The organism is Psychrobacillus sp. Z3-81 (genome assembly GCF_056620325.1).
Genome location: NZ_JBWQPU010000010.1, coordinates 100,171 through 113,607, shown reverse-complemented (window position 1 = coordinate 113,607; position 13,437 = coordinate 100,171). Strand labels below are relative to the sequence as shown.

Annotated in this window: 11 protein-coding genes; 6 read left to right on the top strand and 5 right to left on the bottom strand. The window is 39.7% G+C overall.

The window, feature by feature from the left end:
- Positions 1 to 55: 55 nt before the first annotated feature.
- Positions 56 to 961 carry an AEC family transporter gene (locus AC1ECF_RS12390; RefSeq protein WP_480389738.1) on the bottom strand — a complete coding sequence of 302 codons (906 nt, stop codon included), beginning with the start codon at positions 959 to 961 and terminating at the stop codon, positions 56 to 58.
- A 156-nt stretch (positions 962 to 1,117) separates the two neighbouring features.
- On the opposite strand from AC1ECF_RS12390, the gene AC1ECF_RS12385 reads away from it, so the two are divergent.
- The gene (locus AC1ECF_RS12385; RefSeq protein ID WP_480389737.1) at positions 1,118 to 1,678 is read left to right on the top strand and encodes an NADPH-dependent FMN reductase; all 561 of its coding nucleotides are present in this window, start codon (positions 1,118 to 1,120) and stop codon (positions 1,676 to 1,678) included.
- A gap of 112 nt (positions 1,679 to 1,790) precedes the next feature.
- Here the strand turns inward: AC1ECF_RS12385 and AC1ECF_RS12380 are convergent, their stop codons facing one another.
- The 3 genes from AC1ECF_RS12380 to AC1ECF_RS12370 form a co-directional block, all read right to left on the bottom strand.
- Positions 1,791 to 2,111, bottom strand: coding sequence for a hypothetical protein (locus tag AC1ECF_RS12380; protein WP_480389736.1), 321 nt, complete (start codon positions 2,109 to 2,111; stop codon positions 1,791 to 1,793).
- 170 nt (positions 2,112 to 2,281) lie between these two features.
- Complete coding sequence (locus tag AC1ECF_RS12375; protein ID WP_480389735.1) at positions 2,282 to 2,482, bottom strand: hypothetical protein; 201 nt, start codon at positions 2,480 to 2,482, stop codon at positions 2,282 to 2,284.
- Between the two features lie 291 nt (positions 2,483 to 2,773).
- A complete protein-coding gene (locus AC1ECF_RS12370) occupies positions 2,774 to 4,945 on the bottom strand; it encodes a beta-glucosidase family protein (protein ID WP_480389734.1) in 2,172 nt (723 codons plus the stop codon).
- A 584-nt stretch (positions 4,946 to 5,529) separates the two neighbouring features.
- Between AC1ECF_RS12370 and AC1ECF_RS12365 the strand changes: the two genes are divergently transcribed.
- Complete coding sequence (locus tag AC1ECF_RS12365; protein ID WP_480389733.1) at positions 5,530 to 7,008, top strand: aldehyde dehydrogenase family protein; 1,479 nt, start codon at positions 5,530 to 5,532, stop codon at positions 7,006 to 7,008.
- Between the two features lie 16 nt (positions 7,009 to 7,024).
- Positions 7,025 to 8,194 (top strand): saccharopine dehydrogenase family protein, encoded by a 1,170-nt coding sequence (locus AC1ECF_RS12360; RefSeq protein WP_480389732.1) that lies wholly within the window; start codon positions 7,025 to 7,027, stop codon positions 8,192 to 8,194.
- A 210-nt stretch (positions 8,195 to 8,404) separates the two neighbouring features.
- Here AC1ECF_RS12360 and AC1ECF_RS12355 read toward each other — a convergent pair whose 3' ends face one another.
- Entirely contained in the window at positions 8,405 to 9,721 is a 1,317-nt protein-coding gene (locus AC1ECF_RS12355; RefSeq protein ID WP_480389731.1) for a short-chain fatty acid transporter, read from the bottom strand.
- A 174-nt stretch (positions 9,722 to 9,895) separates the two neighbouring features.
- Between AC1ECF_RS12355 and AC1ECF_RS12350 the strand changes: the two genes are divergently transcribed.
- The 3 genes from AC1ECF_RS12350 to AC1ECF_RS12340 all read left to right on the top strand — a co-directional run bounded on the left by AC1ECF_RS12350 (position 9,896) and on the right by AC1ECF_RS12340 (position 13,430).
- Positions 9,896 to 12,058: a beta-propeller domain-containing protein gene (locus AC1ECF_RS12350; RefSeq protein WP_480389730.1), complete on the top strand. Its 2,163-nt coding sequence runs from the start codon at positions 9,896 to 9,898 to the stop codon at positions 12,056 to 12,058.
- 169 nt (positions 12,059 to 12,227) lie between these two features.
- On the top strand, positions 12,228 to 12,971 hold the full coding sequence (locus AC1ECF_RS12345) for a threonine/serine exporter family protein (RefSeq protein ID WP_480389729.1): 744 nt from the start codon (positions 12,228 to 12,230) through the stop codon (positions 12,969 to 12,971).
- A gap of 12 nt (positions 12,972 to 12,983) precedes the next feature.
- Positions 12,984 to 13,430, top strand: a complete 447-nt coding sequence (locus AC1ECF_RS12340; protein WP_480389728.1) for a threonine/serine exporter family protein — start codon at positions 12,984 to 12,986, stop codon at positions 13,428 to 13,430.
- The last annotated feature ends 7 nt before the right edge of the window (positions 13,431 to 13,437 follow it).

Sequence of the window (13,437 nt, the reverse complement as noted above, 5' to 3'; positions counted from 1 at the left end):
CTTGTATTGTTTACACCTAGGTTAGAATTATGCAATGGAATAAAGGTTTTTGGTTTCACACTCCTAAGAAATATAAAAGCATAGGAATGGATAGAATACTTATAATAGTTGTAACAAAAGTAGTGAAGGACACAAGATCTGGTTCTGTCCCAAATTGAAGAGAAAGCATCGTTGTATTGGCTGCGCTTGGCATGGAAGCCTGTATGATAAAAACTGTTTTCACTAAATCCGAGACTGGCATGAAATACATAATTACGCCGGCTAATAGTGGTGAAGCAGCCATTCTGATCAGTGTGGCAGCTGTGACAAAACGATAATCCACTTTTTTTCTAGATATAACAGCTAGCTGCATTCCAAGTACAAGCATAACCGTTGGAATAGAAGCATCAGCAGCTAAGCTAATTCCTTCCATAATAGGTTTAGGTAGTGCTACAGAAAAAAGCTGTAGGCAAATACCAAAAAGTGCTGCATAAAGTAAGGGCATTCTTAAAACCCTATGTAATGCTTCCTTTGAACCAGTAGTGTTCTCTCCACCTAAAGAGGCAAAAAAGATTCCTACTGTATTCATCATTAGTCCATGTATAACCATAATAATGACAGCATAATCAAACCCGGCAGCTCCTAATGCAAACAATACAACCGGAGCTCCGTAATTACCACTATTCGGAAACACGCTAGATAGTACTAAGGCCGAAAATTGTGTTCGATTACTAGCCATCGCTTTGCTAATAGACCAAACAACTAGAAGAAGAAGGATTGTTAGAAGTACACAGGATAGGAATATGTATAAATAATCTAAGTCTAACTCGTTTGTATAGAACGTCCGAAATGCAAGAAAAGGGGACATTAAATAAAGGGCAGCGGTAGAGATAGATTTAATATCAAAGCCGATTATTTTTTGTCCAACAAAACCTATGAAGAAGATAATAAACACGGGTAAAATAATCAAAAACATATCCATAGAAAGCACCTCCAACAACAAGTAATGTTTCGATATTCGTAATACATTGATCACCTAAAACTATAACACAACGAGAACTTTTTACTGAAATAATTTTTAAAAAAGGAAAATTTGGGTAAATAATGAATGGTGTAGAATTATGGGAGGTGGAAGAGGATGAAACTAAAAATAGCAATTGTAACAGGAAGTGTACGAAAGGGTAGGAATGCTGAGGCGGTAGCAAAATGGATGTTTGATTTTGCGAGGAAGAGAAATGATGCTGAATATGAGCTGGTGGATTTGTTAGATTATAAGCTTCCTTTATTAGGGATGGAGGTACCACCAGAACAAGAGGAAAAGGCAAACATAGCAATCAAAACCTGGTCAGATAAGATGGCTTCCTTTGATGGCTACATTTTTATCACCCCAGAATACAACCATGCAGTGGGTGGAGCATTAAAAAATGCATTGGATTATCTAAATATTGAGCTAAACAATAAAGCAGCTGGTTTAGTGGGATATGGAAGCTTAGGTGGCGTTAGAGCACATGAAAACATGCGTTTAATACTAGGAGAATTACAAGTGGCAGATGTAAGGACAGCGGTAACCTTCTCGCTTATGACTGACTTTGAAAATATGATTGTTTTTAAACCAGCAAGCTATCATGACGGAAACGCTAATACGATGCTAGACCAACTGCTTGCATGGAGTAAGGCGTTGAAAACTATTAGAAGCTGATTTTGGAGTAGACTTACGGATAACTAGTTTTACAAAAGAAAAAATGTGAAAGCGAGCATGCTTTCACATTTTTGCTGTAAACTTACTCGTCCTATTGGGACGGTAAGAGCCTTTACTTTTCTCCTAAATGAGTCCATTTTGTTGGGCTACCGAACTTAGGGCAGTTAGGGAATGTTTCACCGGCTTCTAACGTTTTTTCATCCCCGTCTTCATCTACATAACGACCAGATTCTTTTACTTCCTCACCTGATTCATGAAAATGACCCTCGACATGTCTCCAGAAGGTGATTACTTCCGTATCAGGACAGGAAGGGAACTTGTCTCGCTCGTAAAGCATCCTCTTATGTCCGGAGTCACACATGTACTCTCCTGTTTCTGCTACAACATCATCCGTTGTGTACGCATAAGAATTATAATGCTCGTTCATAGGCATAGTAGTTTACCTCCTTAAAAAGAAGTGATATAAGTATTTACCCCATCCTTTAACATGCAAACGTCCGATGTAGCAGAGAACGCCGTTTTCCAGAACTAAAAAGCACTTATAATTCTCATCAAACGATTGAATCATAAGTGCTCCTCATTAGATTTATTCCATCTCCTAGGTTAGAAGAAAAAATAATAAATCAGTACGATAATTCCTAGAAAAATAGAAAGCCATCCTACCACTAGTTGCTTAAAATGGTATGCTGCAACAAAGCCTAAAACGATAGCTGCAATTCCAAACCATAAAGGATAGAAAAAGAATCCGACGATAGCTAAAATAATCCCAAGAATACCTACCCAAAGTCCAGCATTATTAGTCATGGAAATCCCTCCTTTTATAAAGTACAGAACATATAAAATCGTTCTTAAGGTAAGTATATGAAACGGGCTAGTACAGACTATAAGCAATATGCATAGTATTTCAGCGAATTCTCATTTTTTGTTGTTTTTCATAAGAAATAGTTGTTTTTGGTCTAGCTGAAGCTTTCCCTGGGTATGACATAGGAAAAACAGGAAGATTACAAATGAAAAAAGGTTTCCCCTAAGTAAAACTTAAGGGAAACCCTGGATCATTATATAGCTGTGGAGGACATTGTTCCGCCTATGGTTCAATTATTCAACAACTATCGTTGCTTTGTAAGGAGTATCTTCACTAGATGTACCTAGGTATACAGTGTAATCACCAGGTCTCACCACGAAGTCGCGTTTATAGTAATCCCAAACACCCATTGGATGATTCGTAGCTGTTGGGTCAATTGTGATTGTAATCTCGCGTGACTCGTTAGGCTCAAGGTGCACTTTTTGGAACCCGACAAGACGCTTAGGTGGTTGTCCTTCAACAGGAATTCCTAGATATACCTGTACCACCTCTGCACCAGCCACTTTTCCTGTATTAGTTACAGTTACATTTACATGGATTGGAGATTTACCGTCTGTTTGTGTTGGTGTAACTGAGAATCCAGAAAGCTCAAAGGATGTGTAAGATAGACCATATCCAAACGGGAATAATGGTTTAATGCCTTGAGATTGGAACCAGCGGTAACCCATGTTAAGACCCTCTGAATATCGAATTACAGGGAAGCCATTGCCTTCGTCTGTACCTGGATAACGTTCACGGTTATTTGCATATAAAAGATCTCCCTCAGATGCTGCGTAGGTAGTTGGCACCTTACCAGATGGATTCACAACTCCAAAGAGTAAGTCGGCAACAACGTGGCCATCTTCCGTGCCTTGGTTCCATGCTTCAAGAACAGCTTTAGCTTTAGAAATCCATGGCATCATAACCGGGCTGCTGTCTTTCATGACAACAACTGTTTGTGGATTAATATCCAATAGTTCATCTACCATGCGATTTTGATCATTCAACATGTTCGGGCTTGGCAAATCAAAGCCTTCAGAGGCAACTAATCCAGCCATTAGGATAACCAAGTCCGCTTTAGAAGCAGCTTCTTTTGCTTCTTCCAAGTTAGAAAGATCTTGAGCAACAGTCACCTTGCTGACTGACGCACTCGAACCAAGACCTTTTAATACGTCCTGCATACCTTCTACTGGTGGTACCGTGTAGAGTGGAACAACCTTGGATGAACCTCCACCGCCATTGCATGCGTCGTCTACAAACTCTGATTGACCAATGATTACAATAGAGCTATAAGCTTTCGGGTCAAGTGGAAGCATCTCTCCATCATTCTTAAGGAGAACTGCAGCCTGTGAGCCGATTTTGCGAGAGATAGCACCATGAGCTTTAGCGTCAATTACACCAGGATTGTATGGACGTTCAAATTGACCGAAACGGAACATTTGCGTGTAACGACGTACCAATGCGCGGTTAACTGTTTCAATTTCAAGGCTAGTGTCTTGAAGTGCATTCTTGACATTCGTTTCGTTTAACCATTTAGCGTCTGGCATTTCGTGATCCATTCCTGCGTTCAATGAAGCAGCAGCTGAACGACATGACCAAAAATCAGATTGTACATAACCTTCGAAGCCCCATTCGTCACGAAGAATATCATTCAGAATATAGCGGTTTTCGGTTGCATATACACCACGGACACGGTTGTAAGCACTCATAATTGCTGCAATATCCCCGTCTTTTACTAACATTTCGAATGGAAGCAGGTATAACTCGCGTAGAACGTGCTCATCTACTTCCACATTTGTACGGAAACGCTCGTACTCTTGGTCATTCACTACATAATGCTTACCCATAGCAATAACATCGTGGTCTTGAATTGCCTTTGTTACCTCGACTCCCATCACACCAGAAAGGTATGGATCCTCTGAGAAGTATTCAAAGTTACGTCCTGCAATTGGTGTTCTGTGCAGACAAACCCCTGGTCCTTCTAGAACATGCTGACCTAAAGTAGCTGTCTCAGAGCCAATGATATTCCCGTATTCACGTGCTAGCTCTGGATCAAAGCCAGCAGCAAGACCAATTGTCATTGGTAGCGCAGTTGCAGGAGGACTTGGATGTCCATCTCCCATGCCTACTCCAACTGGACCGTTGGTAATACGGAAACGAGGGATTCCTAACTCCTCTATACCTTTTACATGGCGTTGTACTTGGAGCTGTGCCATGAGCTTATCTTGTTCCTCAGGTGTCATAGCATTCATTTCATCCATTGAAGGCATGTCATAGATGTTGATTGTCGCCATGGAACCGTGGAGTTGAGCGATTTTTTGTTCTAATGTCATAGCGGCTACAAGTTTTTCGGCACGCTCTCGTGGGGACAACGATTTGTCCATCCATGGAAATTGTTCCATATTCGTGTTTTGTTGATTGGTCATGTTGAACTCTCCTTGCGCAATATTTTTACAATTGTTGTTTCCTTTTAAATCTAAAGCGCTTACAAATATCCAAACGTTGATCATATCATTTGGTTGTGAATCATTTTTAAAATAATATTATTTTTCTCAACCATTTTCTCGTACTATTTTTCGGGGAATAGCACAAATTTGACTAGTTCCTTACGAGGCGTACTAAGTTAAATCGATTGAAATGGAGTTATTAGGTAAGGGGAGTATGCCTTCCGTATCTTCACTCCTGAAGGGGGTAAGGAATAAATTTTCATCAGTGAACATACTTTTTACCTGCACCCTTTATTTTGTCCACTAAATTAGAAAAGTAACCAGTTATTCTTGGTAATCCCCTATTTTAAAGTAATTAATTTGTTGCATTAACATTTAATAAACTTCTACTGCCTATCGGCTCTTCTAAGCTCATGACCTGTTCCATCATTATTCCCACTTTCCCTCATGGTAAGTATTTGGATTTTTCCTATTTTTTAGTTTTTAGGGAGGTTTTTTAAAATTTTTATCGAATGTAGTAACTATGCAAACGTTTTCATTTTTTTGAAAGAGAGGTAAATAGAATGAAGTTAACGAATTTTATTAATGGGAAATGGCAGGATGAAAGTAATGCCGGCTATACTGCCGTACTTAATCCTGCGAATGGGGAACAGCTTGCAGAGGTAAGGTTGTCCACGAGAGAAGATGTTAATCTAGCAGTTGAGGCGGCGGTTAAAGCTCAAAAGCATTGGGCATTGGTACCGGCACCTAAGCGTGCAGATTATTTATATGAGATAGGTCGAATTATGAAAGAGAGAAAAGAGCATCTGGCTCAGGTGCTTACTAAGGAAATGGGGAAGGTAATAGAGGAAGGCCGTGGGGAAGTCCAAGAAGGGATAGATATGGCATTCTATATGGCGGGTGAAGGAAGAAGGTTGTTTGGAGAAACAACACCCTCAGAGCTAGCAGATAAGTTTGCTATGAGCGTGCGAGCACCTATTGGAGTAGTTGGTTTAATCACTCCTTGGAACTTCCCAGTAGCAATCGCTACGTGGAAATCCTTCCCTGCCATCGTTGCGGGAAATGCCTTCATTTGGAAGCCAGCGACCGAAACACCAATGATGGCTTATGAAATGGCGAAAATTTTCGAAGAAGTAGGATTGCCTCCTGGAGTTGCAAATGTGGTATTTGGCTCTGGTTCCGAGGTAGGTACCTCTTTAATTGAGCATCCAGACGTCAAGGTTATCTCGTTCACTGGCTCAACCGATACGGGAAGCAAGGTTGCTGAGCTGGGTGGTAAGCATTTAAAGAAGGTTTCCTTAGAGATGGGCGGAAAAAATGCTGTAATTGTGATGGACGATGCGGATTTAAACCTTGCGGTAGAAGGCATTCTTTGGAGTGCATTTGGGACAGCAGGGCAGAGATGTACGGCATGCAGTAGAGTCATCGTGCATAAGGATATTAAGAAGGACCTGGAAAATATGCTCCTTGAGCAAATGGAGAAACTAACCATTGGTGATGGTCTAGACGAATCCGTTAAAGTCGGACCTGTTATCAACAAAGCTGCACTTGAAAAAATCCATGGCTATGTGAAAATTGGTCAGGACGAAGGAGCTAAGCTTTTAACTGGAGGAAAAATGCTGGACGAAGGTGATCTAAGTAAAGGCAACTACTATGCTCCTACCTTGTTTACAGACGTAAAACCGACAATGAGAATTGCGCAGGAAGAGATATTTGGACCGGTTGTTTCCATCATAGAGGTAAGTTCACTTGAAGAAGCAATTGAAGTAAATAATGGGGTGAAGTTCGGTCTCTCTAGCTCTATCTTTAGTCGTGATGTTAATAAAATTTTTAAAGCACAAAGAGACTTGGATACAGGAATTGTCTATGTGAACGCAGGAACAACAGGCGCAGAAATTCATCTTCCTTTTGGTGGAACAAAAGGAACTGGGAATGGACATAGAGATTCTGGTGTAGCAGCTCTTGATGTTTACACGGAGTGGAAGAGTATCTACGTTGACTTTAGTGGCAAGCTGCAGCGTGCACAAATAGATACCGAATAAAAAAGGGGATGAGAGAATGAAGGTAGCGGTGTTAGGTGCTGGATTAATGGGAAAAGAGGCTGCTCGTGATCTTATCATGAGTCCAAATGTGGAAAAAGTATTTTTATGTGATTTAGATGTAGGCCAGGCAAGTTTATTTAAGGAAAAAATGCAAAATGCCAAAATTGAGGTATTAAGACTTGATGCAAATGATGAGGACAACCTTTTGGAAGTTATGAAGCAAGCAGATGTGGTAATCAATGCTTTATTCTATACCTTTAACGAAAAGGTGGCTAAGCTGGCAATTGAAGCTGGTGTTCATTCTGTTGATCTAGGTGGGCATATTGGAGGAGCAACGGATGTTGTTCTATCCTTACATGAAAAGGCTATAGAAAAAGGGGTTACACTTGTTCCGGATCTAGGGGTGGCTCCAGGAATGATCAATATCCTATCTGGCTACGGAGCTAGTAAATTAGACGAGGTAACAGATATTCATCTATATGTTGGGGGGATTCCGGTAGAACCTGAAGGCCTCTTTAATTACAATATCGTATTTTCGTTAGAAGGAGTATTTGATCACTACACAGATCCTTCGCATGTTATCAGAGATGGAAAGTTGCAAGAGATAGAGTCTTTGACAGAAATTGAGCCTATATACTTTGAGGAATATGGTGAGCTGGAGGCTTTTCATACTGCAGGGGGCACATCTACCTTACCTAAATCTTTCCCTGATGTAAAAACGATGGAGTACAAGACGATTCGTTATAAAGGGCACGCAGAGAAATTTAAACTATTGGTAGACTTGGGCTTAACGAATAAAGAGACATCGGTGAATGTTGGTGGAAATCAAGTAAGCGCTCGAGAAGTGCTAAAAGAGGTGCTCACACCTATGCTTCTCCTTGGTGACAAAGAGGACGCAGTGCTATTAAGGGTCATTGTAAAAGGAGTAAAAGACGGAGAAGATACAGTCTATTCCTATGAGATGGCTACTAAAAAGGATCCACTATCCGGTGAAACAGCAATGGCGAGAGCAACAGCAAACACTATCTCTGTTGTAGCTCAAATGATTGGGAACGGCGTCATTGCAAAGCACGGAGTATATGCACCGGAATTAATTGTCCCTGGCGACCTTTATATTAAAGAGATGGCTGCAAGAGGTGTAGAAATAAAAGAAACTGTTGCTAGAGGGGAAATAGTGGGACTTTGAATCTACGCTGATATGGAAGAAAAAATGAAGGGGGGGTGTCCCATAAGTAAAAAACTTATGGGACACCCCCTTCCTTCTTTGACAGATATCTGCTTGTACCATTGCTCCTGCGGTGGTCGCATCAAAATGCCACCATCCTCGTCGCAAAGGGGCCGTCTCAAAATGATTTTTCAGACGGCCCCTTTTTTGAGGGGAATGAATGATATTTAATTAGAAAAAGAATAAACCTAGGCTGATAATTAAGCCACTTAAAAGCAGTACAAAAACACAATAGCCCATGATGTCCTTTGCCTTTAGACCAGCTATTGCTAGTGCTGGCAACGCCCAGAATGGTTGAATCATATTGGTCCAAGCATCACCCCAAGCTATAGCCATAGCAGTCTTTGCGTAGTCTAAATTTAACGTAGTTGCAGCCTCTAGCATAATTGGAGCTTGCACGGTCCATTGTCCCCCGCCAGAAGGGATGAAAAAGTTTACAATTCCCGCTGCATAAAAGGTAAAGAGGTAAAACGTATGCTCATTCGAGATGCCTACAAAAGCATCAGAAACTACTTTTGCAAGTCCGGAAAATTGCATCATACCCATAATTCCTGCATAAAAAGGGAACTGAACAACAATGTCCCCTACAGTTTTGGCAGCATTTTTCACTGCATTTAAGAAACTTCTTGGTGTTCCGTGGAATAAAATCCCTAAAGTAATAAAAATTAAGTTTACAATATTTAAATTCAAATCAAATCCTTTTGTAAGGAAGTGATTAATTAAGTATACCAATCCCAATAGAGCAACTAGTATAGTAAGCACATAGCTGTTTTCGAGTCTTTGCGCAGGGGTTGGTTTTTCATTTGTTTTTCCCTCAACAACTTCTTCTTCCAATAGAGAAGGGTCTATCGCAAATGTATCTTCCTTGCTAGGCATCATCCATCTGTTCAGTAATGGAACGGATATAAATAGAACAATTACGATGACTAAGTTGTATGTAGAGAATAAAGTTTCTGTTGTTGGAATAACTCCCATTACACCTGCAAATGGATGTCCCTCTGTTGCGATAGATAATGGAATAGAGCCTGCTAATCCTCCATGCCAGATAATCATCCCTGAATAGGCGCTTGCAATAAGTAAGCGATAATCAACATTTTTAACCTTTGAAGCAATTTCCTTTGCAAATAACGCTCCTAACACTAAACCAAATCCCCAGTTGATCCAGCAGCCTATTAAGGAAACAACAGAAACTAATAGAATTGCAGAGCCAGGTGATTTGGCTGTACTAGCCATGGCACTTAGAACCTTTTTGAACACTGGACTGTTCGCTAGCACGTGTCCAGCTAGTAGAACAACAACCATTTGCATAGTGAAAGATAGCAATCCCCAAAAGCCATCTCCCCAGTAAGTTACCATTTCAAGCGGTTTCGTATCCGTTAAAAATATTCCGAGTATAAATACAAGTAGTGTCAATAGTGCTACAAAAATATACGGATCCGGTAAAAATTTCTCCATCACTTTGTTTGAAAAACGAGTAAGAAACTTCATTTTTCGCCCCCCTTATATTGATATACATCCCCTCCTATTCTATGATAATAGAATATTAGAAAATTCTCTATGGAATGGAAGTATTTATTTAAAATGTTAACTGGGCATTGAAACCTATTTGCGAAGTTAGCTGTCTAATGTTATAACAAGAGAGTCAGAGAAAGGAAGAAGATTATGAAAAAATGGATTATATCTCTTATTGCGCTATGTCTCGTTGGCTCCATTGGGATGTTTTATGTGACCAAGCAAAATGTAGATGCGGAAGGGATTGTATTATCAAAAAAAGTATTTAGTGCTACGTTTTCTGAGCCTGTTAGTGAACAGGATCTCCAAAATGGAAATGTGTATTTACAAGATATTAATGGAAAAAATATAGATGCTAACTTTGTACTTTCGAAAGACGGCAAGTCTTTGGAAATAGCTGATTTAGAGGACGATAACTATGTCCTGTTTGTAAAGAAAAAATATGGTATGGGGAAGAGTAGATACACGTTTACTGTGACAAATGAAATTCCGACCATTAATACCACAGACGAGTTAACAGCATACTTTGAAAAAGTAAGAAAAGCGAACGCTGAAAAAAATAGCCCTATGAAGGAAACGGAAGAGGGAACAGAATCTAGTGATGTTGGATTAGACTACTCTACAATTAATAATCTAGTAGAGGGTGTAGAAGCAGCGGATGTTGCGAAAACAGATGGTAAGCATATATACACATTAACTCAAGGGAAAGTGTCTATTGTAAACATTGAAAACCCTAACGATATGCAAAAGATTTCTAGCATCAGCTTTGATCAGGACTTCTATCCAAGTCAGCTTCTTTTAAGCGAAGATGTATTAATGGTCATTGGACAGAAAACATATTATCAAACTGTCCTTGTAGAAGATGAGAATGAGGAAGAAAAAGATGCGCCAGAGGAAGAAGAGCCTGAAACAATAGAAGTACCTTTAAAGCCAATGACGGCAGTTTACTTCTATGATATCTCTAATCCAAAATATCCTAGTCATAAAAGGGAAATGGCATCGGAAGGTAATTTAAATGAAGTTCGATTGAAAGATAAGACGCTCTATTTAGTAACTAATTCTACTCCTAGCTATTGGGATATGGAGGAAAAAGAAGATGTAGAGCTTCGTCCATATGTTTTTGATTCTAAAAGAGGAAAGAAAGCGAAGATTCTTGGATATGGCAGTATTGCAATCTTACCTAATTCTTTAGAAGGCAACTATACGATAATTTCTGGTTTAAATATAGAAGAGTTAGAAGAGAATAAAGTGAATATAAAAAGCTTCCTAGGCAGTAGCAATCAGCTCTATATGTCGAAAGAAAACCTTTATCTAACCACTCATCTAAACAAGTTTGAGAAGAGTAATGCTGGATTACTAGCTAGCACTCCGGAGGGTGTAGAAACAGAGGTTTATAAATTTGCACTAGATAAGGACTCAGTAGAGTTTAAAGGTTCTCACCGTTTGGAAGGTACTGTTTTGAATGAGTACGCTATGGATGAATATAATGGCTATTTCCGGACAGTGACTAGCAAAGGTGTTGAATTAGGGAATGAGGAGTCTTCAGCAGACAGCCTAGCAGAACAAGCCCCTGGAGAACATTTAGAGAATCGATTATACGTTCTTGATAAGGACATGAAGCCGATAAGCTCTTTAACAGGATTGGCAAATGGGAAGAAAATCAACTCTGCTAGATTTATGGGAGATAGAGCATATATGGTGACCTCTAAAGAAACGGATCCCCTATATGCTGTTGACTTGGCAAATCCAAATTCCATTCAAATGCTTGGGGAGCTTAACATCCCAGGTTTTAATAATTATCTTCATTCATTAGACAAGGATCATGTAATCGGATTTGGATATGAGACAAACGTGAGCTCTAAAGAAGGGGCAGAACAAACTATTCAGCTGGGAGAAATGAAAGTTTCGTTATATGATATTACAGACTTCACGAATCCAGTGGAAGTTGACTCAGTTATAATTGGTGGTCGAGGTACGTATTCGGCAGTTCACCATGATTACCAAGCACTTTTCCTAGATGAGGAAAAGCAACTATATGGTTTCCCTGTATCTATTTACAGCCAGACTCAGGGGAAAAACTATCACGATTTTCAACAAGAGGGTGCTATTCTGTTTGAAATAACTCCACAAAATGGTATTTCCCTAAAAGCAGAGCTATGGAACCAGTGGAAAGATTCGCAGAAACAGCCAAATTGGGATATGATGATTCAACGAGTATTGACTGTCGGGGATACTATTTTTACGGTTGGAGCAAATAAGATAAATAGCTACCGATACAATGATTTTGAAAAGATAAGTGACGTAACTTACTAAATATCTGTACTGCAATCTCCGGAAGTTAAGATTGGCTTAACAGGGGAGATTGCAGTTTTTTATTACAAGGATTTTGACTCTTTTAATTTCTCCGTTTTTAGGGATGTAAATGGTATAGTTAGATAAAACTATTGGTAATTAAGTGTGTGGCAAAGAGGAGGCAAGTACCTTGAATAAGGACTTTGATTTGACGGTTGAGTGCTGTTTGCTAGCAGGAAAGCTAATGATGGAAAGTGGCGCGGAGACCTATCGAGCTGAGGATACAATGGATCGGATGGCTCTTTCGCAAAATCTAACTGAATCTCATAGCTTTGTTACTCCAACAGGAATAATTTTTAGTGGAGATAACGAGGTGCCGTCTAGACTTGTGAGAGTTAATTCAAGGACAACAGATTTAGAAAAAATAGCCCTTGTAAATGCAGTATCTCGAAAACTTTCCTCCAAGGAGATAGATATCCAGGTAGCATATAAGGAATTAAAAAAAATAGAGCTAGAACATAAGATGTACCCATTTTGGATTCAAATAATTGGTGCATCCGTTGCTTCAGGTGCCTTTCTATGGCTTTTCGGTACAGATTTAATAGACGTGCCACATGCTATGGTAGCTGGAGGTGTGGGATATGCGGTCTCCACTTTATTGGAAGAAAAAACAAGAGTAAAGTTTTTTGCGGAATTTTTTGCAGCACTGGTGATAAGCGTAATAGCAATTTTATCTGTTACCTATGGGTATGGAAAGCAAATCGACCATATAATTATTGGCTCTGTAATGCCGCTTGTTCCGGGCCTGCTTATCACGAATGCAGTTCGTGATTTAATGGCAGGTCATTTCGTTTCTGGACTCTCCAAAGGGGCAGAAGCATTTCTAACGGCGTTTGCAATAGGAGCGGGAGTAGCACTCATATTATCGATCTAGGGAGGAATGACAATGTCGTATCTTGGAGAAGCCATTCTTAGTTTTATAGCAGCAACGGCATTTGGGATAGTATTTAACGCTCCCAAAAAGTCTCTTCCATATTGTGGACTAGTAGGGATGACAGGTTGGCTTGTAAAAGAATATGTCTTAGAATTCTCCGGAGACCAAATCATTGCATCTTTTTCTGGAGCATTCACCATCGCATTTGTTGCACATATAATGGCAAGGAAATTTAAAATGCCAATGATTATATTTAGTGTTGCTGGTATTATTCCGCTTGTACCAGGAGGCTCGGCTTATAATGCAATGAGAAATGTAGTGGAGAAGGATTATGGTGTAGCTGTAGAATTTGCGGCAATTGCTTTGATGGTTTCTGGATCCATAGCGATGGGGTTAGTTTTTGCAGAAATTTTAACGCAGATTTGGAAAGAAATGTTGATGCGAATTAAAAAAACGTGAGTAGGGA

Bases quoted from the DNA above. Each gene is read 5' to 3' on its own strand.
- AC1ECF_RS12390 (WP_480389738.1), bottom strand. From the start codon at position 961: ATGGATATGTTTTTGATTATTTTACCCGTGTTTATTATCTTCTTCATA.
- AC1ECF_RS12385 (WP_480389737.1), top strand. From the start codon at position 1,118: ATGAAACTAAAAATAGCAATTGTAACAGGAAGTGTACGAAAGGGTAGG.
- AC1ECF_RS12380 (WP_480389736.1), bottom strand. From the start codon at position 2,111: ATGCCTATGAACGAGCATTATAATTCTTATGCGTACACAACGGATGAT.
- AC1ECF_RS12375 (WP_480389735.1), bottom strand. From the start codon at position 2,482: ATGACTAATAATGCTGGACTTTGGGTAGGTATTCTTGGGATTATTTTA.
- AC1ECF_RS12370 (WP_480389734.1), bottom strand. From the start codon at position 4,945: ATGACCAATCAACAAAACACGAATATGGAACAATTTCCATGGATGGAC.
- AC1ECF_RS12365 (WP_480389733.1), top strand. From the start codon at position 5,530: ATGAAGTTAACGAATTTTATTAATGGGAAATGGCAGGATGAAAGTAAT.
- AC1ECF_RS12360 (WP_480389732.1), top strand. From the start codon at position 7,025: ATGAAGGTAGCGGTGTTAGGTGCTGGATTAATGGGAAAAGAGGCTGCT.
- AC1ECF_RS12355 (WP_480389731.1), bottom strand. From the start codon at position 9,721: ATGAAGTTTCTTACTCGTTTTTCAAACAAAGTGATGGAGAAATTTTTA.
- AC1ECF_RS12350 (WP_480389730.1), top strand. From the start codon at position 9,896: ATGAAAAAATGGATTATATCTCTTATTGCGCTATGTCTCGTTGGCTCC.
- AC1ECF_RS12340 (WP_480389728.1), top strand. From the start codon at position 12,984: ATGTCGTATCTTGGAGAAGCCATTCTTAGTTTTATAGCAGCAACGGCA.